Genomic DNA, 22,012 nt, shown 5'->3' with positions numbered 1-22,012 from the left:
TCCAGGAGTTCCCCCTTGGCCACCACCGGTTTGCCTCCCGCCACCGATGCCGATCTCTCGCGCGTCACCGAGTCATTGGAGATGATCAGCCCGCTCTGGAGCGTGTGGGTGCTGATGACCTTGTCCGCGAAGCCGCTGCGCTACGCGGAGGTCAAACCTCGTCTTCCCTGGCTCCATGACGGCCAGCTCCACCCCAGGCTGCGCAAGCTCACCGAGGCCGGCCTGGTCGAGCGAACCCAATACACCCCGCGGCATGTCACTTACGGCCTCACCGACCGCGGCGCCGCCCTGATACCTGTCCTGACCGTGATTGCCACGTGGGGCAACACGCACCTGGAGAAAGACCTCGTCGTCGACAAGACCACCGGCGTGGCGGGGCCCGAACGCATCCCTCCGGCCCAGAACGCCGAGGACACCATCATGCTGCTCACGCCCCGCCACGCCACCCCGATTCTGTGGGCCCTTCAAGCACGCGCAGGTGCCACCAGCGCCGCGACGGTGAGAGCGATGGCGATGCCGGACCACGGCCTGAGCGCCGTCTATCCGCCACTGCGGCGGCTGGCCGCCGACGGCCTCGTCGAGATCCGCGACACCCTCGATGTCCGGCTCTCCACCCATGGCCGTGCCCTGGCGCCCGTCTACGGGGCGGTGTCGGCGTGGGCGGCCGGGCGCCCGCTTGCCGAGGCCGCCGCCCATCCGGTGTGGGGGCAGGGGCCGGCCCCGTCCCAGGCCGGGCCGGGCACGTGGATCACGCAGGAGTCCCGCCTGCCGACAGCCGCGTCACCGGCCGTGCCGGCCGGCCCGGCGCTGTCGACGCAGCCGCCTGCCGCCCGTTGGAAGGCCGGTGACCTCTTCTCGCATCAGATCCCTGCCCGCCCCCTTTCCCCTTCCCCGGCAGGAGGCCACCGCCGATGAGCCACATCCCGATGCCCACCGCCGAGCAGACGGCCCACGCGGTCACCATGCTCTCCCACCCCGGTCTGATCCGGCTGGTCAGCGAAATCGACGACAACGGCCCTATTCGGCACCGCATGCTGGGGCGCACCTTCGCCGACCTCGGCCGCCACCAGGTCCGCCATGCCCTCGCGGCCGGCCGGGAGCACGGCCTGGTACGCGCGGGACACAAGAACAGGCCCTGCTACCTGCTCACCGAGAGCGGCGCCGGCCTCGCTGACGTCTACGACCAGGCCGCCCGCTGGGCCCGAGCCCACAACTACCCTGCGCTCACAAGCGACTTCGTCACCCGCGTCCAGGACACCCTCACACTGCTCGGCCGGGGACCGGTCCTTTGTGCCGTGATCGGTGCGGTCGACGACACGAGGGCGGCCGGGCGGGTGGTGGACGCCGGTCTGCTGCCGACTGCCGATGCGGTGCGGGGGCTGCACCGGCCGTGGGCATCGTTGTCCCGGTGGATCGGGGCACACCCCTCCCTCCTTGCGACAGCCGTGCACCACTCCACAGCGGACGACATGGAGTGCGCTGCGTGAGATCCGGCCCTGGGCCAGGACATGGCCGCGGTGCGGTGTCCGGTCTGCTGCGCGGCATCTACCTGCCGCGCAGCGCCGACGCCGGGGCGCTGGCCATGGCGACGTACGGGATTCCGCTGCTGGTCCTGGCCACCACCCGCTCTGCGGCGCTGACCGGGCTGGCGTTCGCGCTGGAGTGGATCCCGCGCCTTGCGTCCTTCGCGCTGGCCGGGGCGATGGTCGACCGGTACGGCACCACGGCGGTGTTCCGGCTCGCCTCGGTGGCGCGGGCCCTGGTCGCCCTGGCCGCCGCCCTCGTCCTCCCCGCGCAAACGCACGGGAGTGGCACGACGGTCACCGTGATGGTGCTCGCCGCTTTGACGGGCGCGCTCACGCAGTTCAGCTACCTCGCGGCCGAGACTGCGGGCGCCGCCGCCAGTCGTGAAGCAGGCGAGAGCGCCCACCGGGTGCAGTCGGTCCTGCTGGGGATCGACCAGGTCGCCACCCTCGCCGGGCCCGCACTCGCCGGTCTGCTGCTGCAATGGACCGGAGCTGCCGGGATGCTGGCCGCGATCGCCTGCTTCTCGCTGCTCGGCGCGGCCCTCGCCCCCAAGCAGCCACGCCGGCCGTCGCCAGCCGGTCCACTGTCGGTCGTCAGGGGGCTGCGCACCGGCTGGGCCACCCTGCGCTCCCTGCCGGCCCTGGCCTGGCTGGTGGCGGGGCTGACCGTGTCCAATCTCGCGGTCGGCCTGCTCCAGGCCGCCGCCCCCGTCATCGTTGTCACCGAACTGGGGCACTCCAGCGCCGACGTGGGCCTGGTCTGGTCGGCGGCCGCCGTCACCTCCCTGCTCGCCGTCATCCTCTGCCGCACTGCGATCGGCCGCTACGGCCTGTGGCCCGTCGGCGCGGTGTCGGCGCTGATCGCGGCCTCGGCGTGCCTGGCGGTCGCTACCGCGCACAGCTACGCCACCTACCTCATGGTGATCGCCGTCCTCATGGCGGGGGAGGGAGGAATGACCGTGGTGCTGCGCACCCTGCGCTCCCGCCTCATCCCGCCCGAGAAGGCCGCCGGCACCCTCTCCCTGACCATCCTGCTGCTCCTGCTGCCCTTCCCCCTCGCCGGCCTCCTGGTCGCCGCGACTCCGCCCAGCATGCTCGACCACGTCATCACCGGCTGCGCCGTCATTCAGGCCGTCGGCCTGGCCACTGCCTTCGCACGGCTGCGAGCCCACCCCGCTGTCCGCGCGGCCAGCGGCTGAACCGTCCTTTTCCCGACCTCCGTTGCCCGTCTGCTTCTGCTGGAGTTTCCTATGTCCGATCGTCCCGCGATCGTGGTCGTCGCTGCCGCCGATATGCAGGCCAAGGCGTACCGCTCCTACTGCCTGGAGAGCGTGGCCGCCCACTTCGACGTCGTCCTTATCGCCGGTGCCGACCCGACCTGGGAACGTCCCCTGGTCACCGACTACGAGGTCGCCGATCCCGCGGACCCGTCGGCCCTGGCCACCGCCGGGCGGGTCCTTTCCGAGCGACACCGGCTGGCGGGGGTGATGACGTGGACGGAGTGGTACCTCGTCCCCGTCGCCCGCCTCGCGCGGCAGCTTGGTCTGCCCACCGTGGCGCCGGAGGTGATGCAGGTCTGCCGCAACAAGGCCATCGCGCGCGACCTGTTCGCTCGTCACGGTGTACCGTCCGCCGCCTCCGTCAGCGTGCGCTCGACCGGCGAGGCTGCCGCGGCAGCAAGGAGGATCGGCTACCCGGTCGTCCTCAAACCCGCCTCGCACGCGGCCAGCGTCGGCGTCATCCGCGCTTCGGGCCCGGACGATCTCGCCGAGGCGTATGCATTTGCGGCGCAGGCCGCCGGCCTCGGCATCGAGAGCACCGGGGTACTGGTCGAGGAGTACCTCGACGGCCCGGAGGTCTCCGTCGAATGCGTCACCTGCCGGGGCGAGACCACCGCGGTCGCGGTCACCCGCAAGTCCGTCGGCATGGAGCCGTACTTCGAAGAGCTGGCCCACTTGGTCGACGCAGACGATCCGCTGCTCGCCACAGTGGCCCCCGTCGCCGCGGCAGCGGTCCGAGCCCTCGGCATCACCGATGGCGTGAGCCATGTCGAGATGCGCCTGGTGCAGGGGCGTCCGCGTCTGATCGAGGTCAACGCCAGGATCGCCGGCGACATGATCGGCCACCTCGTCCGCCTCGCCACCGGCATCGACCTGCCGCGTGCCGCAGCCGACATCGCCTGCGGACGCATCCCCGACCTCACCCCTACCCGCCACCAGGCCGCGGCGATCCGGCTGATCTACCCCGACACCTCCGGCACGCTCACCACCCGCCACCTCGACGACGACCTCCTGGCCCAGGAGCCGTGGCTGGAGAGTGTGCACTTCCAGCGCCAGGCCGGAGACCAGCTCCTCCTGCCCCCGGCGGGCGACATGTTCACCGCACGCGTTGGTTTCCTGATCACCACCGGCCCCACAGGCGAACTCGCCCAGACACGGGCCGAGGAGGCGTACAGACGGCTGACCGTCGAAGTCACCCCACCCGCCGTACACGCCGCCGCGTGACCGTCGCCCGGCCTGCGTCCAGCCGCTGAACACCGCGCCCTGCCCCGACACTGGATATGCCCATGCCCGACCCCGACTCGATCGACGGGGACGTCTACCTCGCCGACAGCACCTTCACCGGCGACCCGGCCCTTGAACCCCTGCTCGCTCTCGGCTGGGATCTTCGGCACGACGAACTGGCAAACGTCTTCGTCACCGCTCCCGACCACAAGATCCGCCTCGGCTACCTCCCCGAGGGCGACGACGACGGCCTGTGGCGGATCAACGCCTACGCCGATGCCTTCGCCCAACCGAACTGGGGGGTTTGCTTCAACGACAGGTGCCCGACCGAGTTCGTCACCGCCTTCACCACAGTCCTGGCCCAGGCATACACCGACGGCCCGGACGCCTACCTCGCCCGCCCGGACACCGAAGACCTGGACCAGTCAGAGTTCGCCGCCGTGGCGCCGCTGATCAACCGGGGCTGGAAACTCGCCCCACACCACCTTCGCTGGGGAGTGGAACTTAAGGCCCCCGATGGCATGGCCGGCTTGAAGTACACCGCCGGCCGCATCGAACCTGAAGCGGAGCTGACGACGCTGGAGGCCCGCTGGCACCTGTGGGGCGGGCCCCCGAAGGGACCGCGCTGGTACGCCACCGCCTCCTCGCACACCCCCGTACGCCTGGTCACCGCGATCACCACCAGCGTCTGCGACCCCGCACCGCTCCCGCGCTGGGAGGACACGATGGCCATCTCCCTGCGCAACCACGCTCACCTCACCCCCGTCACGCCACCGCCGCCTCTGGTGCCGACACCGCTCGACGTACAGCGCACTACCACCCGCCGAGCACCGTCCCTCGGCACACGCAGCGTCGCACGCTGGAGCACCACCACCCCGCTCCCGCCCGCCGGACCCACAACCCGCCCAGGCCCGCACCGCTGAGGACACCCCTCCACACGCTCACCCGTACGCCAGAAGGCGATTGTCTTGGCCCCGTTCGCCGAGAAATTCTTCACCCAGACCCTCGCGCTGCCATATGAGAGCACCATTGTCGCCAACACCTACTACGCCGCCCCCGAACGCGGCTCGCCGCTCCGGCTGCGCATCAACTTCCACAGCGGCGAGTACGACGGGCTGCGCTTGAACGCCATCCACCTTGCCAACGGAACGACCGATACCGCAGTCGTGTCATTCGCCGACCACGAGGTCTTCCGCGCACGCGACGTCCGCCTGCGCCGCCGCCCCGGCCCCGACGGCTATGGGGTCTTCCGCGACTGGCCCCACGACAACGAACCACCCTGGAAAGAAGGCGACTTCACCCCTCTCCGCCGTGCGATCGAACGCTATGCCCAGGTCTGGTTCCCCACCGCCGGCGCGTCTGTCCCAGCGTCGACCAGAGTGTCGGCGCCGACCCAGGCCCCTCTGCCTCCCCGCGCCTCCCGTGGGCGAGGGACCGCTGCCCGCGGCGGCAGATAGACCTCGACCGCGAACCACCCTCGCCGACGAAGGGCACGCGTGTCCTCCCATCCAGTCGACGGGCTCGAAGCCGATGCCACGGTCCACGTCCTGACGCGGCGTCGGGCAGGCCCCGGCAATCAGGACCCCCGGACGGCTGGCCCTCCCCTTCGACCATGACCTGCTGTGTGCCGACGACACCACGCCCGTAGCGGCGTCCCTGCCGCTGCTCTACGGGGGATCGGATCCAACGGACGGAAGGCAGGTCTTCCGCAGCCCGGACACCCTGGGGGCATGCTGCAACATCGCTAAGCCCATGCGGCACACCCACCATTCGGTCTGGGCCGCATCGGCCGCCTACACCTCCGAGCCGGATTGGCGGGCATCCTTCAGCGCCCGCACACCCACACCTACGTCGCGGCCTTCACCGCCTCCATGGTCTCGGACACACCGCCTACCCGCGCGATGCGGGACGTCCCCTTCCACACGCGTCGCCACCACCCCTGCTCCGGCCGACCCGTCCGGCCATCTGTAACGACTAGGAGTACGACCCCTTTGCATGCAACGCTCGTCCGCGGCACCTCCCGTGTCCTTGCCGTGGCCGTCGCCGCCGGCATCGCCGGAACGCTGGCCTGGACGCCCGCCCACGCGGCCCCGCAGGCCGACACATTCGGCCCCGGATTCAGCATCCCGGATAGTCAGAACAATCCGGGCACCAGCCACATCGGCGCCTACGGTCCGCCGGGCCAAAAGGTCTGGGGCGACTCCGAGACATACTGCGCAGACCCTGCCCGAAAGGGTCCGGCCGAGGCCGGTCGCTACAGCGCCCCGACGGCGGTCGCGTCCTGGACCTCCTCGGTGACCGGCAAGACCGTTCCGGCCGCGAACCTCGCCTACGCCAGCTACGTCATCGGCCGCTACGGACAGACCCATGACGCCGCCCAGGCCGCCGCTGTCGATGCCACCGTCTACGAGTGGCTCGCCGGCGGCACCTACGCGATCAACGGACAGCGTGGCGCACAACGCCTGGCATACCCGGTGGTTTCCCCCACGTCCCGCACCCTCGCACTGCGCTACATCAACGAGGCCAAGCGCTACGCCGGCCCCTACGCCCTGCACATCACCCCATCGGTGAAGACGACCCACACCGGCCAGAAGGTCACCGTCGCCGTGAAGGTCACCTCCACCCTCACCGGCGCCACCATACCCGGCGTGTCCGTGACGCTCGCCGAATCCGGCACCGGCCCCAAAACCGCCACCGGAAGGGTCACTACCGGTGAAGACGGCACAGCGAGCTGGCAGTTCACGGCCGCCGCGACAGGCAAGGCCACGGTCAGGGCGAGCGCTACCGGCCTGCCCGGCACTCAGTTGAAGGTCCTCACCCCCCAGAACACCGCTGCCCAGCGGATGCTGCTTGCCGGGGATACCACCACCGCCGAGGACTCTGCCACCATCGCCGTCGAGGAAGCACCCGGCGGCGTGGAGATCCACAAGAAGGACCCGGCAGGCGACACGATCACCGGCGCCGCATTCCAACTGCGGGACACCAAGACCGGCGCCGTCGTCGCCGCCGGCGCGACCAATGCCCAGGGCGTGCTCATCCTCGACGGCATCGCCCCGGGCGTCTACCGGCTCAAGGAGACCTCGACCGGCGACACGGTCCATGCACTGGTGCCCGACCAGGACGTCACCATCACAGCGGGTCGCACCGCCCATGCCAACCCCCTCACGGTCATCGACCCCTACCGGCAGGCCGACCTGCTGGTCCGCAAGACCGACAAGACCACCGGAAAGCCCCTGCCCGGCGCCGTAATCAACATCAGCGAAGACATCGCAACCCCGTCCGGCAAGCACCGCCCAGGCAAACAGGTCCTCTCCCTGACCACCGGCAAGGACGGCACCGCCACCACCAAACTCGACGTCACACTGAGGGCCGGCACCCACTACTGGGCCACCGAGACCAAAGCACCCGACGGCTATCAACTCGACGACACTCCCGTGGAGTTCACCGCCAAGCCCGGCACAGCCGTGACCGTCACCCTCACCGACACGGCCACTCCTCCGTCCACGCCACCGCCCGCACCGCCCACCACCCCGCCGCCCGCACCGCCTACCACTCCACCGGCCGTCCCACACACGCCGGACACCCCGCCGCCGTCCGGCAGCCTCGCTCACACCGGCGCCGACGCCACTCCATGGCTGCTCGGCGGCGCCGGCCTGCTGCTCGCCGCTGGAGGCAGCGCGGTGATCGCCACACGCCGACGCCGATCAGCCGACGGCCACAACGACAGCTGACACAGCCAGATCCGCCCTGATATGAGGCCCTGGGAACCAAATTGGGTTCCCAGGGCCTCACGCACGTCTGGCTGCGCTGGCGCAACTCGGATGCCCCCCACCTCGACGTCCTTGCGGCCAACGCCGCGAGCGCATGTGTCCGCAGCGGGAAGAACGGGACGGCCTCCGGACGCTGCACTTACGGGGCGCCTTCGGACACCCAGGTGCGGAACAGCGCGAGCGCCTCGGTCAGGTTGCCGGATCTGCACGCGACATGAAACGTCTTCTCGGACATCCAGGCCGTCACCCAGTCGTGCTCACCCCGGGCGACTTGCTGCCGGGGATACCCGCGATTCGCCAGGCCCGTCTCCTCAAGATTGCTCTCGACGGTCCAGCCCGGGTTGCGGGGGGAATGGGCAAAGGGCCACGGCCCCCTGCTCAACGGTAGTTACTTGATGGAGACAATGAAGCCGTCGTCCGTGCCGTCGATGTGCCTCAGCCAAGAGAGGACCCCGTTCGTCCTAGCGAGCCTATGTCCTCAGCCACAGGGACGATTCCGTCGCTTTTTGCGAGTTCGCCGGCGGCAGACAGCAAAGACCCCAGAAGGACTGGCCAACGGTTGCGGGAGCATGTCAACGTAGAGATCTTCTTGGAAAACCCCAGGTCAGAGAGGTGATGCCGGTGGCTATACATGTCACCACACTCGGGTTTGCCACGACGGTTGAGGCACTGCGACTCCGCTCCTGGAAGCTCGGCCCCGGCCAGCCGCGGCAGGTGATCGACCAGTTCACGGACGCCGACTTCAAGCATGTCGTAGACGACAGGGGCGATGTCCACATCAACTCCCGCGACGGGCGGTTCTACCTCGGCTGGTTCCCGACCGGCCGGCCCGTCGGCGACGAGAAGGACTGGGTGACTGGCGAAGGCTGGGTGATCGCTGTCACCGGCACCGAGACGGCCCCCGGGTACCGGATGTCCTTCGACACCGAGACTCCAGCGGGGATCATCGCCGCTGCTGTGGCCCAGGTGCTGGCCACTTCTCGGCCCCTGTGATCTGCTCGCCCGCCCTGCTGTTCGTGCGCAACGCGTACCTTGCCCTGTTGCTGGGCACCCCCACCTGCTGCTGCTTGGAGAGCACTTTGGATCCACACCCGCGCGAGATGACCGTCGGAGAACTCGTCGACCGCCTGTCCGCCTGCGACCGGAATGCACCCGCGCGCTTGGCCATCAACCCGTTCTTTCCTATGGCCCACCGCCTGGGCGAGGTGATCGCCACGGTGGACGAGGGCGGAAACCCGGTGGTCTTCATCGCCGAGGCCAAAGACGCCGAGCAGCTCGGCTACCTGCCGCCCGATGTCGCTGTCGCCCTCAGCTGGCAGCCGCCGGCCGAGGCGCCCTCGCGCCGCCGACGCGGCGTGTCCGGGCCGAACGGCGGCCAGTGAATCACCCCTGAACCCACGGAGGTGCCTCTGCACCCGCACCACCCCAACTCGCCGGACCCGGTGTACTGGGTCACCCCGCGCCACCTAGCCGGTAACGACGACGCGCTCGCCGAGCGGATCGGCGACACTCTCAGCGGGCTCGGCTGGCGTATGTGGCCGACCTCTCGCGGCACCCTGCTCTATGTGAGCCCGGACGAGCTGCGCGGCGCCGAGTGGATCCTCGCCAGCTACCCGTTCGAACTCGGCGGACTGCCCGTGGCCTGGCAACTGTCGGCCCGCCCTCATGCCGACTCCGCCATGACGGAGTGGAACGCGTACTTCACTGCCGCTGTCCCGCACGAAGCGCTCACCGACCTCCTGGTCGCCCTCGATGCCCGCGAGGCCCCCGACATCGGGTTCGCGAGCCCCGAGACGGTACTCACCGCGCTCGGCGCACGGGGCTGGCTGCGCGACATGGACCGTCCGCGCACCACCGCCACGGATCCCGGCTTCTCCACCAGCGTCTCCCTGGAGATGTCGCCGCCGCTTATCCATGATGCGGACCCGCGCGATGACCTTCTCGGGTGGCAGGCGTGGGCGGAGCCCGTCCTAGGGGCTCCGTACCTGTGGTGCGCCGGCTTCAGCGCGAGCGTGCCCCACGATCTAGTCGCCGCGTTCGCCTCCTCGCTCGCCTCACCGGCCCCGGTGCCACGACGCACGCTGCCGAAGAGCGCACAAGAACGGCTCACCATCGTCCGCCGCGGCTGACAGCGGGCGCGTTCCACGCGGGCCACCGACCTCGCACTGCACGACGGTCGCTCATACGCACCAGGTCGTAAGAGGTAGTAGGCGATCTCGTCAGGGTGGGCTAGGCTGCGGCGGGCACAGCCGCCTAACGACCCACACGATGAGAGCACAGCACCGAACTCGTGCCCGTCAGCCCGCTAGTCTGCTGAACCACCCATCAGCCGAACTACCGGGCCGGCACACTGCCACCTCAACGTCCGGCACAGCTAGTCGAGTTGGCTGTTCGTTGAATGCACGCGGAGATCATCTCGTGTTACCGCACTTGACGTCCACGGGAATCCGCGCCCATACGGCCTTCCCAGAATCGGCCACGAGTGAATGCCCCCATGACTCACTCAGCTGTTCCACGATCCGGAGCCCGTACCCCGATTCCTCACCAGGCAGCGGAGACCTGACAACGGGCGGAATGGTCGAAGGGTCCGTGACAGCACAGATCACTCCTGTGCCCCTCATGCCGACAGTCAGCCACCCGCGGTCGGCGAGGGCGTGCTGGATCGCGTTGGCGACCAGCTCTGTCACGACCAAGGCGACATCGTCGAAGGCAGAGCGGATTTCCCATCGGCCGAGCACCTCCTCCAGAACCCTCCGCGTGCGGGTGAGACCGTCGGCGTCCCCGTCGTAGCGGAGCGAAACGAGCCCCCCGGCTGCCAACCCCAGGCCGTCGACCCAGTCGTGCTGTCCACGGCTGAGGACACCCGCCACGTCCATGGGCCACACATCCTCGTGTGAGGGCTGGCGGCCCACTGAGGCCGCCCCCTCCCCGCTGCCGGATTTACACATTATTCATCCCCCCGGGGGACGTTTCGTCATGGACGTCGAACAGCTCCAGGGCCCTGACTATTCTCACTTTCAGGCGCTCGCGCAATTTCCATGGAAATTGCCACGGCGGCATCGGACAGATGCCTGCCTGTGAACTTTTGAGTTGAGGGCGACCGAGAGATTCGAACGGCTAGCACGAAAGAGGGAAAGATGCAGGAGCTCAGCAACGGCGTTCGAGCGAGTTCGATTCCGAACGTGGTCTGGAAGAAGAGCCGCAAGACGATGGAGGAAGGGGACTGTGTGGAGACAGCCGCGCTGCCCGGGGGTGGTGTGGCAATCCGCAACTCTCGCGAGCCTGACGGGCCTGCACTGGTGTACACCCGCAAGGAGATGATCGCCTTCATCGATGGGGTGAAAGGCAACGAGTTCGATTACCTCGTAGCGTAGGGCGTGGCAGAACTCGGCTCGTAGTTGCGGTTGTTGGCACGCAGTCGACTCCTCGGTGGATACTGTCAAACGACGTATCCACCGAGGAGTCAGCATGCGTTCGAACGTAACGTCGATAGAGCAGTATCTGGAGGACGTCGATCAGAGTCCGACTGCGCTGGGGCTTATGCTCGCTAAGCGGCTGAAAGAGCTTCGCGAGGAAGCTGGCGTATCCTCCTCGTTTGCTGCGAAGGCCATCGGGGTCAGCGCCTCGCAGGTGAGCCGGCTGGAGAGCGGGAAGCGGCGCTGGAATGAAGAGGACCTCGTAGCGGCGCTCCGCACGTATGGCGTGGGTTCCAAGGAGGACCATCTCGCCCGGAGGCTTCTGCGTGCCTCTGCCAAGCCCGAGTGGACCGCAAGCTTCCGCCCCGACGTGCTCCCCGAGTGGTTCGAGTTGTTCGTCGGCCTGGAGTCTGCGGCCCGTCAGATCCGGTTGTTCGAGACGCGGGCAGTGCCGGGCCTGCTGCAGTGCGATTCGTACGCGCAGGCCATTGTCGAAGGGGACGCAATGGGCGCTGCGTCGCTGGCCCGACGCAGGTTGAGGTTGCGGAAGGCACGGCAGGAGCAGGTTTTCCGCAGGAACGGACCTCTTGTGTGGGTGGTCCTCGAAGAAGGCGTGCTGTACCGGCAGTTTGGCGATCGGCACGTCATGCGCGAACAGATGCTGCATCTCAAGCACCTGGCGGAGAGCGATCCGCAAGTCAAGGTCCAGATCCTGCCGACCAACGCGGGTGTCTCGCGTCCCAGCGGTTCGTTCACGTACCTCCGGTTCAACCTGGAAGGAATTTCGGACAAGGTCTACACGGAAAGCCCCGCGGGTGCCACGTATTACGACGACGCTGACGCGGTCGAGAGACACAAGAAGACGATCGATAGGCTCGTCAGCTCAGCTCTTGACGGAGAAGAGATTCCCGCGCTCTTGGGCAAGGCGGTGCAGTCGTTCGAGAACATTTCGTGAACCATTCCTCCGTGTTGTCACTCGGGGATACGGGCCACGCCTCCGTAGTCGATCCATTCGTCGCCGGGCTGTTTGGGTGCCGAGTCTTCAGGCCGCCAGTCTGAGACGTCCATCAGTCGTCCGGGGGGGAGAATTTCCAGGCCGTCGAAGTAGTGGTCGACCTCGTGGTGTTTCCTCACTCTTCCCCAGTTTCCTCCGGTGCTCTTCCTCATAAATTCGGTGACCCACGTCCGTACATGCGGTTTCTCGCTGACGAGCTGGCAGATCACCAGAAAGCTGCCGGCGCCCAGCTTGCCGGCAACCCGGCGGATCAGCGCGGCGGGGTCATCCTCATCCGGGATGCAGTGCAGGACGCAGACGAACAGTGCCGCTGTCGGCTGGCTGGGGTCGATCAGCTTTCTGACGCTGGGGTGCGCGAAGATGTAGTCGGTATCGCGGATGTCGGCTTTTATGACGTCGGTGTTCGTGTCTGTCTTGAGCAGGGCTTTGCCGTGGGCGGTGACGATGGGATCGTTGTCGATGTAGATGACCCGCGCATCGGGTTGTGCTCGCTGTGCCACTTCGTGCACGTTGTCTTGCGTGGGCATGCCTGAGCCGTGTTCGATGAACTGGCGGACACCATACTCAGCGGCAAGTACGCGGACAACGCGACGCAAAAATCTGCGATTGTTCCGCAGGAGGATTTCGGTGCTTGGGGCTTGGGCGGACAACTCCGCGCATGCGGCCCTGTCGACGGCGTAGTTGTTGCGTCCGCCCAGATAGTAGTCATACATTCGCGCGACGCTAGGGGTGTCGGTGTCGACCGGCCGCTGTTCGTGTTGGGATGGCTCCCCCTGGCTCATATGTCACCTCGTGCCCGTGACAGTCACGCTCCGATACGGGAAGCGCTCATTTTAGGCACTGGTGCAGGCGATCGTGGAGCGGCGATGTAACGAATGGTGCGTGCCCCCTGCCATCCGGCCAGAGGGCATATGCATGTGCCAAGCGAAGCAGGTCAGGCAACAGGGTGTCCGAGCGTCTCACCTGGCAATTACTGAATGTTGCAGCGCACTTCGAGCCCAGTGAAGTTGGCCGGTGATCACCGGTTGAGGCACCCCCATGATCTGGGCCACGTCGCGGACACGAAGTCCCAGTCGATGGCGGAGGATCACTGCATCGGCCTGCTGGTCGGGGAGCAGGCTGCGAAGGGGGTCCCAGTGGCGGACGCTTGCATCCACACGGGCGGTGAGGATCTCCCACGCTACGGCGGGGAGGCTGGGGCTGCTCAGCGCTGCGGTCCACTTCAAGGCCAGGTCACCGAGGGCACACGCCACCGCCAGGCGGCTCGCGTGCTCGTTCTTCAGCCGGACCCTGCTGTACTGGAGGTAGACGGGCCGGTGGGTGCAGCAGAACACCGTGTAATCCGCGGGCAGTCGGATCGGGATCCTCCTCGCCCTTGCGAAGCGGGGCCAGGAACGATGTGGGCTCGGGGCGAACACCGCCTTCGTGCAGGGGGCGGAAGGCCGCGTCGTGATCGCCTTCAGTGGAGTTCACCGTCCTTTTCGCTGTCGGCCAGCCCGTCAGTTCTCACAGCCAGCGACTGGTCGAAGGTGTGCAGCCAGACGTAGTGGAACTCCTCCCACAGGGGACGCACGTCTTCCGGATCGCCATTTAGAGCCGTCACGAGGACGCTGACTTCGGGCCAGTCCGGCATGCAGCCGCCGCTGAGTACCAACTCGATCGTTGCCGGCGACAGAACTTCGGCGCAATCTCGGTGAAGGGCGTCAGGGTCCGGCCGGCGGGCCGCGGTGTAGAGGCCCCGCAGGGCGTGGAACACGCGGTCGGCAGCCCGCGTGACCGACGGGCGCGCGGCAGGCACTAGCCCGTGGCTGATCTCCCACAAGTGCCGCAGCATCGCCGGGTCTTCGCCGAACTGTTCCATCATGGCTTGCACCACGGGCCATGCTGGCAGTCTGTTGGCACTCAGGATGCGGGAGACATAGGACGGTGACACCCCCATCGAGTCGGCCACGTCCCTCGGTGCGATCCCGCTCGATTCATGCAGGTAGCACAAGGCGTCGGCAAGGAGCCGTGCTGCGCGTTCCGCAGACCCCACTGCGTCCTGCATCGAAGAGGCACTGGCCACAGATGAAGGTGGTAGTCGCGTCGATGGCTGCGTCGGGAGCCGTAAGGCATGCGCGGCGTGCTCGTCCAGCTGTCGGGACAGCCGGCGTTCGGTCTCCGCCTCGCTCCAGCGGTCGCGCGCCGTGTGGGGGCTGATCAGCGCGTCCCGGGCAACGCTGTCCCAGCTCGCTCCTCTGCGTCGGGCATCGAGCACGGCACCGGCACTGTAGTTCTCGACTTCCTTGATCAGTTCCCTGGCGCGTCGCAGCAGGGTCGCCAGATCCTCGCCGGTGTATTCCCCCCCGAGCAGTTCCCGCGCCAGGCGCGGCAGCCTCTCCGCCATGTGCAGGCCCAGACGCTTCGGTTGCACTCCGACGAAATCACCGTTGCCCGCCCGACGGGCCCTGCGTCGGCACGCTGGCGAACAGTACTTCTTCCTACGGCCTGGTCCTTCGGTCTGGACGATGCCGACCCCGCACACGCAGCACGTGCTCAGCTGTTCCCTCACGGGAGCCCCTCCCTGTTTTCTTTTCCTGCGATAACGCTGCTCTTCTCGAATTCTGGCGAAGGAGCATTCCCGGCACCGCAACGAGGCCACTCCCACAGGCGGTCCGGCGCTGCCCCAGTGGCGCAGCGCCGGACCGCCACAGGGTCAGCGCCAGCGAGCGCGCAGGTAGCCGGTGCAGGAGTGCATGGACAATCCCGTGAGATACGTCAGCGCGAAAGCTCCCCCGGATGTCTTCCATGCCTGAGCGGCCAGCAGCACGGGCACCGCCACCAGCGCCAGGAGAGAGCCAAGGTGCGTGACACTCCAGGCAATTTCCATGCCACTTTCCCCGCGCGGAGGCCGTGTGTTGCTACTGTCAATTCGGTTCGAAGTGAGAGTTAAAGCGCTTCGAACATACTGGTCGTCCACTCGAAATCCTTTCCTGAGCTCGACGGCTGGAAGGGCCCCGGCGCTGCTTAGCCGCCCGCCGGGGCGCATCAATGGACGCTACAGCGCCCGGGGTTGGTTTCGCGACGCGCGGGGTACATAACGCGAGGAGACCCTGATATTTTCGTCGCCGCCCTGGCAATTTCCATGCCGCGGCCATCTTTCCGCATTAGCTGATCGAATTCATTTGCGTGTCCCGCGGTCCGGCGTAGGCCGAGAAAGTCCGGCACCACGGGCTCGACTGCGCGATGCGCCCCAGACCCAGCAGTGCCGGCCATGCCCGATCGCCCTTCGCCACCAACGCCGGTTCTCCAGCGTGCCGCGGTGGGCCTCCGAGCGCCCCCATCCGGGCATAGGAGAGCCGACACCGCCGCCAGCTGACATGCCCACACCGGCCCAGCGAACACTTATTAGAGGATGTCCACCGTGGTGAGCTTCGCGAGCCTCTTGTAGCGGGTCAGGGCTGCGGCGAGGTCGAGGAAGGCGAGGAAGTGGTGAGGCGGCGGTAGCCGAAAAGCCAGGAGATCGACCGCTCGGTCTTCCAGCGGTGCCGGCCGAGCCGCTCGCCGGACTCGATGTCGGGCCGTGCGATCTGTGGGATGAAGTTCCGGCCCCGAAGCTGGGGGAGGCTTTCGGCGGAGTAATACCCCTTGTCCGCAAGGATCATGACGGTTCGCCGCCGTCACGGCCCGCGCCGGGAACGTATGGCGGGATGCCGAGGACCAGCGGCCTGAACGCCTGACTGTCATGCAGGTTCGTACCTGACACCGCGACCACCAACGGCAGACCCTGAGCCTCGGACAACACATGTAGTGCGATGTGCTTTTTGTCGCGACCGACCGGGTTCGGTCGGGTCAGCGAGCCCCCCTTGTCGCCCGCACCGACGCGGCACCGACGGACGTCCGGTCCAGCTCACCCCTGGCACCAAGCTCGTCCAGCACCGCCCGACTGCCCCACAGCCCGGCCTCGGTCCACGCAGTGAACCGGCGGTACGCGGTGGCCGGCGAGACACCGAACGATTCCGGCAGACACCGTCACGCGCACCCACTCGTCAGCACGTACACCACAGCCGTGAACACCGCCCGCTCATCCACCGGAGCAGAACCTCCGCCCTGCGGACGGGACATGAACCTCGGCAACAACGGAGCGGTCGGCCCCCATAGTTCGTCCGGAGCCAGCCGACGCGACAGATCAACCCTCATTTCGTCTTCACCCCTGCTCCGTGGACGGCCCGCGATGGTGGACGTCATCGCAGATGCCGGACCGGGACGGCACTTCCTGCACGTGGTTCGCCCGGTGATCGCCCGCGAAGCGCTCGCGGGAATTCACTATCTGGGTGGCAACCGGCACGCGTTCGGCCCCGCTGGCGGTCGTCCTCCGGGGCGGCCGAGAATCGCAGCATCAAGGTGAACACCAGCTGCTCCGGGCTATATGCCGTTGACGGCGACCGAGGGCCGTAGCCATGCCGGCGAGTGTTGCCGAGAGCTACCTGGCGGTCGCCGTGGGGCGGGGCCTATCAACGCGCATGCGGCGCTTGGCCTGTTGTGATCCTCAGTCGTGCTGAGAGGCTGTCTGCCGCATGAGCGGGATGTAGGTGTGTATATACCACCTCTGCTTCTGATGCGGTGCGGTTTGTGTGTTTGGGGGTGGGTGTCAGGGGTGGCTTCTATCGTCATGTGGGTCTGTCGGCTGGGGGCCTTCAGCGCATGAGCGAGGGGGATTTGTGTCCGGGGATGCCTTGATTGCGCACAGTGTCAACCGCGATGGGGTGCGGCATTCGCTGGTGGACCACCTTCGGGGTTCGGCTGTGCTGGCGCGGCGGTTTGGCGAGGTGTTCGGGGCGGGGGAGCTGGCGGAGTATCTGGCGGTGGTGCATGACGTGGGTAAGGGTTGTGGTGCGTGGCAAGAGGGGTTGCTTCGGTGTGCGGAGGCGGCGGGGGCGCCGGTGGGTGTGCCGCACAAGGGGGCTGGGGTGCAGATGGCCGCGCGGTTCGCGGGGCGGCCGTTTGCTGCGGTGGTGCAGGGGCATCACGGGGGGCTTCCTGATCAGCAGAAGGTCAGAGATGTGCTGGCGTGTCTGAGTGGGCAGGGTATTGAGGCTGGCGATGCACGTGAGGCGATCGAGGCGGTTGGGGTGCTGGTTCCGGAGATTTTCCGGGAGCGGCGGATCATGCCGCCGGGTTGGCTGTTGGATCTGGGTGGGGGCGGCCAGGCAGGTGTGGGGCTGGGGACGGATCTGCTGGTGCGGATGGTGTTCAGCTGTCTGGTGGATGCCGACTTCTTGGATACGGCCGCTCATTTCGATGGGACGGCCCCGCGGGTGGCGGGCGACGTGGATATGGGGGTGCTGGCTGCCCGGTATGCGATGAGGCGCGGGGAGTACCTCGCGGGGCAGAAGGCGCTGCGCAGGGGTTCACGGAGGGCGTCGGAAGTGGACGTGGTGCGTGAGCGGGTTTTTGAGGAGGCGGTGGCAGCGGCGGCGGGGGAGCGGGGGATGTATGTGCTGCATGTGCCGACCGGTGGTGCCAAGACGATGGCGGCGGGTGGGTTTGCGCTGCGGCATGCGGCGGTGCACGGGCTTCGGCGGGTGGTGTTCGCGGTGCCGTTCATCAGCATCACTGAGCAGAATGCTCAGGTGTACCGGGATCTTCTCGATCCTGAGGGTGATGAGGGGGAACCGGTGGTGCTGGAGCATCACAGTGGGGTGAGGCTGGATCAGGATGAGGAGGCTGAGGGAAAGGGCAGGCGGCAGGCGGGGGGCGGTGCCGGTCGGTGGGATCGGCTGGCGGCGGAGAACTGGGATGCGCCGGTGGTGGTGACGACGACGGTGCAGTTGTTCCAGTCGTTGTTCGGCAGGCGGCCGTCGCAGATGCGGAAGGTGCACCGGCTGGCGGGGTCGGTGATTGTGCTGGACGAGGTGCAGGCGCTGCCGGACCGGTTGCTGGTTCCGATTTTGAGCGTGCTTCGGGGATTGGTCGAGCACTTCGGGGCGACGGTGGTGCTGGCTTCGGCCACGCAGCCGGAGTTCTGGACGCTGCCGCAGATGGAGGGGCTGGCTCGGCGCGTGATGGTGGGGGACGTCAAGGGACTGTTCGGGGCGTTGAGCAGGGTGCGTTATGAGTGGCGGCTGGGCGCGGAGGTGACGTGGGAGTCGGTGGCGGACGAGATCGTCGCTGAGGGAGGCGACAGGGTTTTGACGGTGGTGAACACGACGCGAGACTCGGCTCGGTTGCATCGGTTGCTGACCGAGCGTCTGTCGTCTTCAGGGCGGGGGGAGCACCGAGAAGTGCCGGGGGAGGGGGCGGGTGTTCCGGTGCTGCACTTGTCGACTCGGATGACGGCCGAGCACCGGCGGGAGGCGATCGGCGCGATCCGGCGCCATTTGAAGAACGGTACGGCGGTGCATGTGGTGTCGACGTCTTTGATCGAGGCCGGGGTGGATGTGGACTTTCCGCGGGTGTACCGGGCGTGGGCGCCGGCGGAGTCGTTGCAACAGGCGGCCGGCCGGTGTAACCGGGACGGTCATTTGCAGGAGGGGGCGGTCGTCGTCTTCCGTCCGGCTGACGGTGGGGTGCCCAAGGACCCGATCTACCGTGCGGCGCTGGATGCCACTGGGGAGTTCTTCGGTCCGGGGGTCGCTGACCCCGATGACCTGGGTGCCTTGTCCCGGTACTACGCGAAGCGCTACGCCTCGCATGGCACGGATGGCCGGGCCATGGGGCAGGAGATCCAGCGGCTGCGCCAGGCCCTGGACTTCCCGGCGGTGGCGGACGCCTTCCAGATGATCGATGACCGGTATGCGCAGCCGGTCGTCGTCATCCGGCCGGAGGCGTCGCCGCGGGAACGGGAGCTGATCGAGGCGGGCATCGCCGCGCTGCGTAGTTGCCTCCCGTGCGGTCCGGAGCCGTTGCGGCGTCTGCAACCGCATCTTGCAACTCTTCCGCGTCATGAGGTGTCCGCGGCCGTTCGTGTGGGGCTCGCCGAGCCGGTCGTGGGAGACCTGGTCCTGTGGCTGGGGCACTACGACAGCGTCCGCGGCCTGGATGCGGACGATCCCGAGGACCGTGGCGGCTATGTCTTCTGAGGTGCGTTTGTGCTGGTCGGGCTGATTGTCAGTGGGCGGCCCTATGGTGCCGTCATCGTTGGGCAACGGCAGCTGCTGTAGCCCGTGTTGGCTGATCGTCCATGGTGTGGGCGGTCGGGGAGGGAGTTCAGTGAGCACGACGGTGGCGCCTGGCCAGGATCGGCGGGGCAACGGCGGGTGGACGTTTCCCGATGTGGTGGTGGAGACGTGGGGGGAGCTGGCCTGTTTCACGCGGCCGGAGTTAAAGACGGAGCGTGTCAGCTATCAGGTGATGACGCCGTCAGCGGCTGATGGACTGCTGAAGTCGATCTTCTGGAAGCCGGAGTTCCGGTACGTGATCCGCAGGATCGAGGTGCTGGAGCCGATCCGCTGGATGCGGGTGCGGCGCAACGAGGTGCAGAGCGTGGTCACCGCGCCGCGGGTGAAGGCCCTGCGGGCCGACCGGCGGGCTCGGTATGACGCGGAGGAGGACAGGGACCAGCGCAGCACGATGGCATTGCGGGATGTACGCTACCGCGTCCATGCGCAGATCGTGGTCTCACCGAAGGCACGCAAGGGGTCGGCCGGCTTTGCGCCGGTGTCGCAGGAGAAGTTCCGCGAGCAATTGCGGCGGCGGGTTGAGCGGGGGGCGTGCTTTTCCCAGCCGTTCTTCGGGTGCCGGGAGTTCACGGCGTTCTTCGGGCCGGCGGATCCGGGGCGGCGGGTGCTGGAGCACACGGAGGAGCTGGGGGTGATGCTGCATTCCATCGCTTACACGCCTGAGGGTGAGCGTTACCGCTGGTTCCGGGCGAGTGTGAATTCGGGGGTGCTTGAGGTGCCGCCCGAGGCGTTGCCGGACGACGCGGTGGCGATGCCCGAGGCGCCCTGGCGCGCTGACGGCAGGGGGTGATCCGCGTGCTGTTGCAGCGGTTGACCGAGTATGCAGAGCGGGTGGCGGATGAGCTGCCGGCGGAGTTCTACCGAGCCAAGCAGATCCACTGGGTCCTGGACATCGCCGAGGACGGTTCAGGCGCCGTGGTGCGCGACAGGCGGGTACCGGCACGGCAGCGGGATGCCGCTCTCGTCGAGTTCGTGCCGTACGTGCAGCGCTCCGGTACGAAGGTGCCTCCCTATCTGCTGGTGGACACCGCCGAGTTCGTGCTCGGCGTGCCGAAGACGGAGAAGAACCAGCCCGCTACCGACAAGGCGAGCCAGGAGGCGGTACGGCGGCATGCCGCCTACCGCGAGCTGGCGCTGCGGTGGGCCGGGGCCGAGCACGGGGATGCGGCGGCGAAGGCGGTGTGCGGCTTCTTCTCCCGTGGCGGTGTCGAGGCTCTGGTGCAGCTGCCCGAGGGGGTGGAGGCCAAGGACACCGTCGCGGTCATGGTGGGTGCGCGGTGGTTGCACGCGGCGTCGTCCGTCGAGCGCCTGTGGGGCGAGGTTGTCCGGGCCCGCAAGGGCGGCGCAGGAGGCCGGCGGGGGGTGTGCCTGGTCTGTGGTGAGCAGCGGGAGCTGCTCACCACGATCCCCGAGCCGGTGAAGAAGGGAGCGATCCCAACGGCTGGTGGCAGCAACGAGGGACAGTTGGTCAGCATCAATACCGCCGCGCAGGGCCGTGGTGGTGTCACCCAGCTGGCGAACACCCCCATCTGCCACCGTTGTGGGGGCCGGGCCATGGCGGTGCTCAACCACCTGCTGGCGTCCCCGGCGCACAGCCGCCGCTTCCGCGACGATGGTGTCCTGCTGTGGTGGACCCGCAACGCAGGGGACGACTCCGTGCTGGCGATGTTCTTCGACGACCAGCCCGACCCCCGGGACATCGCCTCACTCATCAACACCCTCCACACCCAGCCCCGCCCCCACACCGTCGGGCGCACCAACGGCGATGACTTCTACGCCCTTTCCCTGGGCCTAAACAAGGCACGGCTCGTGGTCCGCGAGTGGCTCGACATTCCCCTCGCAGGCATCAAGGCCGCCCTCGGTGCCTGGTACGAGGACCACGGCGTCTTCGACGGCTGGACAGGACAGACCAAGTACGTGCCGCTGTGGCTGCTGGCGCTGTCCTGCGGGCGGTGGGCGGGCGAGCGATACGCCCCCGACAGCGCCCCGCAGGGCCTGGAGTCCGAACTCCTGCGCTCGGCGCTGCGTCGCGAGCCGCTGCCGGCCCGCACCCTGCCGCTGGTGTTGCAGCGCATCCACGCCGACCAGCGAATCGACACCGCGCGCATCGCTCTGCTGCGCCTGATCCTCAACCGCTCCGCCGACCCCAGGGACCACGTGATGCCCAAGCTGGACACCGAGAGCACCGATCCCGCCTATGTGGCCGGCCGGCTCTTCGCCGTCCTTGAGGCCATCCAGCACGAGGCGCTGCCCGATCTGAACACCACCTTGCGTGACAAGCACTTCCGTACCGCCGCCACCGCTCCCCAGGCGACCTTGGCGAACCTGCGGTTCGGCGCCATGGCACACCTCAAGCGGCTTCGTCGCGACAAGCGGGGCGCCCACAATGCGCTGGAGGCGCGGCTCGCGGGGCTGTACACCAAGATCACTGGGGATCTGCCCGCGTATCTCACGCCGGTTCAGCAAGGCCGGTTCGTCATCGGCTACGAGCACCAACGCGCCGAGGACCTCTCCGACAAACGCAAGGCCACTGACGCCAAGGCCGCCGCGCGGCCGACGCAGGACAGCGACGCCTAACAACGCACCCCGAACGCCCGTTCCCTCATCCCGCTCCAAGGAGA

At 68.0% G+C, this 22,012-nt stretch carries 20 protein-coding genes and 1 pseudogene; 15 read left to right on the top strand and 6 right to left on the bottom strand.

Annotated elements, in window-relative coordinates; translation table 11 throughout:
- The first annotated feature begins 15 nt into the window (after nt 1–15).
- The 7 genes from ACLJWH_RS08325 (at nt 16) to ACLJWH_RS08295 (ending at nt 7,761) form a co-directional block, all read left to right on the top strand.
- The gene (locus ACLJWH_RS08325; protein WP_411140957.1) at nt 16–915 is read left to right on the top strand and encodes a winged helix-turn-helix transcriptional regulator; all 900 of its coding nucleotides are present in this window, start codon (nt 16–18) and stop codon (nt 913–915) included.
- Nucleotides 912–1,487: a hypothetical protein gene (locus ACLJWH_RS08320; RefSeq protein ID WP_411140956.1), complete on the top strand. Its 576-nt coding sequence runs from the start codon at nt 912–914 to the stop codon at nt 1,485–1,487. Before ACLJWH_RS08325 ends, ACLJWH_RS08320 begins: the two co-directional genes overlap by 4 nt.
- On the top strand, nt 1,484–2,725 hold the full coding sequence (locus ACLJWH_RS08315) for an MFS transporter (RefSeq protein WP_411140955.1): 1,242 nt from the start codon (nt 1,484–1,486) through the stop codon (nt 2,723–2,725). The genes ACLJWH_RS08320 and ACLJWH_RS08315 overlap by 4 nt, the downstream gene beginning before the upstream one ends.
- 51 nt (nt 2,726–2,776) lie before the next feature.
- The gene (locus tag ACLJWH_RS08310) at nt 2,777–4,030 is read left to right on the top strand and encodes an ATP-grasp domain-containing protein (protein ID WP_411140954.1); all 1,254 of its coding nucleotides are present in this window, start codon (nt 2,777–2,779) and stop codon (nt 4,028–4,030) included.
- Between the two features lie 62 nt (nt 4,031–4,092).
- Entirely contained in the window at nt 4,093–4,953 is an 861-nt protein-coding gene (locus ACLJWH_RS08305) for a DUF317 domain-containing protein (RefSeq protein ID WP_411140952.1), read from the top strand.
- Between the two features lie 45 nt (nt 4,954–4,998).
- Nucleotides 4,999–5,487 carry a hypothetical protein gene (locus ACLJWH_RS08300; protein ID WP_411140951.1) on the top strand — a complete coding sequence of 163 codons (489 nt, stop codon included), beginning with the start codon at nt 4,999–5,001 and terminating at the stop codon, nt 5,485–5,487.
- Between the two features lie 534 nt (nt 5,488–6,021).
- Complete coding sequence (locus ACLJWH_RS08295) at nt 6,022–7,761, top strand: collagen binding domain-containing protein (protein ID WP_411140950.1); 1,740 nt, start codon at nt 6,022–6,024, stop codon at nt 7,759–7,761.
- Nucleotides 7,762–7,939: 178 nt separating this feature from the next.
- Here the strand turns inward: ACLJWH_RS08295 and ACLJWH_RS08290 are convergent, their stop codons facing one another.
- Complete coding sequence (locus ACLJWH_RS08290; protein ID WP_411140949.1) at nt 7,940–8,182, bottom strand: Imm53 family immunity protein; 243 nt, start codon at nt 8,180–8,182, stop codon at nt 7,940–7,942.
- A gap of 239 nt (nt 8,183–8,421) precedes the next feature.
- Between ACLJWH_RS08290 and ACLJWH_RS08285 the strand changes: the two genes are divergently transcribed.
- The 3 genes from ACLJWH_RS08285 to ACLJWH_RS08275 all read left to right on the top strand — a co-directional run bounded on the left by ACLJWH_RS08285 (nt 8,422) and on the right by ACLJWH_RS08275 (nt 9,929).
- Nucleotides 8,422–8,793: a DUF317 domain-containing protein gene (locus ACLJWH_RS08285; RefSeq protein WP_411140948.1), complete on the top strand. Its 372-nt coding sequence runs from the start codon at nt 8,422–8,424 to the stop codon at nt 8,791–8,793.
- Between the two features lie 107 nt (nt 8,794–8,900).
- Entirely contained in the window at nt 8,901–9,182 is a 282-nt protein-coding gene (locus ACLJWH_RS08280; protein WP_411141341.1) for a hypothetical protein, read from the top strand.
- 60 nt (nt 9,183–9,242) lie between these two features.
- Nucleotides 9,243–9,929: a DUF317 domain-containing protein gene (locus ACLJWH_RS08275; RefSeq protein ID WP_411141340.1), complete on the top strand. Its 687-nt coding sequence runs from the start codon at nt 9,243–9,245 to the stop codon at nt 9,927–9,929.
- A gap of 282 nt (nt 9,930–10,211) precedes the next feature.
- On the opposite strand, the gene ACLJWH_RS08270 is transcribed toward ACLJWH_RS08275, so the two are convergent.
- Complete coding sequence (locus ACLJWH_RS08270) at nt 10,212–10,676, bottom strand: ATP-binding protein (RefSeq protein ID WP_411140947.1); 465 nt, start codon at nt 10,674–10,676, stop codon at nt 10,212–10,214.
- A gap of 261 nt (nt 10,677–10,937) precedes the next feature.
- Between ACLJWH_RS08270 and ACLJWH_RS08265 the strand changes: the two genes are divergently transcribed.
- Both ACLJWH_RS08265 and ACLJWH_RS08260 read left to right on the top strand, forming a co-directional pair.
- Nucleotides 10,938–11,174, top strand: a complete 237-nt coding sequence (locus ACLJWH_RS08265; RefSeq protein ID WP_411140946.1) for a DUF397 domain-containing protein — start codon at nt 10,938–10,940, stop codon at nt 11,172–11,174.
- A 94-nt stretch (nt 11,175–11,268) separates the two neighbouring features.
- Nucleotides 11,269–12,171, top strand: coding sequence for a helix-turn-helix domain-containing protein (locus tag ACLJWH_RS08260; RefSeq protein ID WP_411140945.1), 903 nt, complete (start codon nt 11,269–11,271; stop codon nt 12,169–12,171).
- Nucleotides 12,172–12,188: 17 nt separating this feature from the next.
- On the opposite strand, the gene ACLJWH_RS08255 is transcribed toward ACLJWH_RS08260, so the two are convergent.
- The 4 genes and pseudogenes from ACLJWH_RS08255 to ACLJWH_RS08240 form a co-directional block, all read right to left on the bottom strand.
- Entirely contained in the window at nt 12,189–13,013 is an 825-nt protein-coding gene (locus ACLJWH_RS08255) for an SAM-dependent methyltransferase (protein ID WP_411140944.1), read from the bottom strand.
- A 677-nt stretch (nt 13,014–13,690) separates the two neighbouring features.
- Nucleotides 13,691–14,644: a helix-turn-helix domain-containing protein gene (locus tag ACLJWH_RS08250; RefSeq protein ID WP_411140943.1), complete on the bottom strand. Its 954-nt coding sequence runs from the start codon at nt 14,642–14,644 to the stop codon at nt 13,691–13,693.
- A 282-nt stretch (nt 14,645–14,926) separates the two neighbouring features.
- Complete coding sequence (locus tag ACLJWH_RS08245) at nt 14,927–15,100, bottom strand: hypothetical protein (RefSeq protein WP_411140942.1); 174 nt, start codon at nt 15,098–15,100, stop codon at nt 14,927–14,929.
- 518 nt (nt 15,101–15,618) lie between these two features.
- Nucleotides 15,619–16,410: pseudogene (locus tag ACLJWH_RS08240) on the bottom strand (IS5 family transposase).
- Between the two features lie 521 nt (nt 16,411–16,931).
- Between ACLJWH_RS08240 and ACLJWH_RS08235 the strand changes: the two are divergent.
- The 3 genes from ACLJWH_RS08235 (at nt 16,932) to cas8c (ending at nt 21,968) form a co-directional block, all read left to right on the top strand.
- Nucleotides 16,932–19,292 (top strand): CRISPR-associated endonuclease Cas3'', encoded by a 2,361-nt coding sequence (locus tag ACLJWH_RS08235; protein WP_411140941.1) that lies wholly within the window; start codon nt 16,932–16,934, stop codon nt 19,290–19,292.
- Nucleotides 19,293–19,422: 130 nt separating this feature from the next.
- Nucleotides 19,423–20,181, top strand: a complete 759-nt coding sequence (gene cas5c / locus ACLJWH_RS08230) for a type I-C CRISPR-associated protein Cas5c (protein ID WP_411140940.1) — start codon at nt 19,423–19,425, stop codon at nt 20,179–20,181.
- A 20-nt stretch (nt 20,182–20,201) separates the two neighbouring features.
- Entirely contained in the window at nt 20,202–21,968 is a 1,767-nt protein-coding gene (cas8c, locus tag ACLJWH_RS08225; protein ID WP_411140939.1) for a type I-C CRISPR-associated protein Cas8c/Csd1, read from the top strand.
- The last annotated feature ends 44 nt before the right edge of the window (nt 21,969–22,012 follow it).

The sequence above is a fragment of the Streptomyces sp. x-80 genome (genome assembly GCF_046549095.1).
Classification (GTDB): domain Bacteria; phylum Actinomycetota; class Actinomycetes; order Streptomycetales; family Streptomycetaceae; genus Streptomyces; species Streptomyces celluloflavus.
Note: the sequence above shows the minus strand (reverse complement) of the source record. Positions and strands in the feature narration are given on the sequence as shown.

What these genes read in the sequence shown, in the direction of transcription:
- ACLJWH_RS08320 (WP_411140956.1), top strand. Translation starts at nt 912, where the DNA reads ATGAGCCACATCCCGATGCCCACCGCCGAGCAGACGGCCCACGCGGTC.
- ACLJWH_RS08310 (WP_411140954.1), top strand. Translation starts at nt 2,777, where the DNA reads ATGTCCGATCGTCCCGCGATCGTGGTCGTCGCTGCCGCCGATATGCAG.
- ACLJWH_RS08305 (WP_411140952.1), top strand. Translation starts at nt 4,093, where the DNA reads ATGCCCGACCCCGACTCGATCGACGGGGACGTCTACCTCGCCGACAGC.
- ACLJWH_RS08280 (WP_411141341.1), top strand. Translation starts at nt 8,901, where the DNA reads ATGACCGTCGGAGAACTCGTCGACCGCCTGTCCGCCTGCGACCGGAAT.
- ACLJWH_RS08270 (WP_411140947.1), bottom strand. Translation starts at nt 10,676, where the DNA reads ATGGACGTGGCGGGTGTCCTCAGCCGTGGACAGCACGACTGGGTCGAC.
- ACLJWH_RS08265 (WP_411140946.1), top strand. Translation starts at nt 10,938, where the DNA reads ATGCAGGAGCTCAGCAACGGCGTTCGAGCGAGTTCGATTCCGAACGTG.
- ACLJWH_RS08260 (WP_411140945.1), top strand. Translation starts at nt 11,269, where the DNA reads ATGCGTTCGAACGTAACGTCGATAGAGCAGTATCTGGAGGACGTCGAT.
- ACLJWH_RS08255 (WP_411140944.1), bottom strand. Translation starts at nt 13,013, where the DNA reads ATGAGCCAGGGGGAGCCATCCCAACACGAACAGCGGCCGGTCGACACC.
- ACLJWH_RS08245 (WP_411140942.1), bottom strand. Translation starts at nt 15,100, where the DNA reads ATGGAAATTGCCTGGAGTGTCACGCACCTTGGCTCTCTCCTGGCGCTG.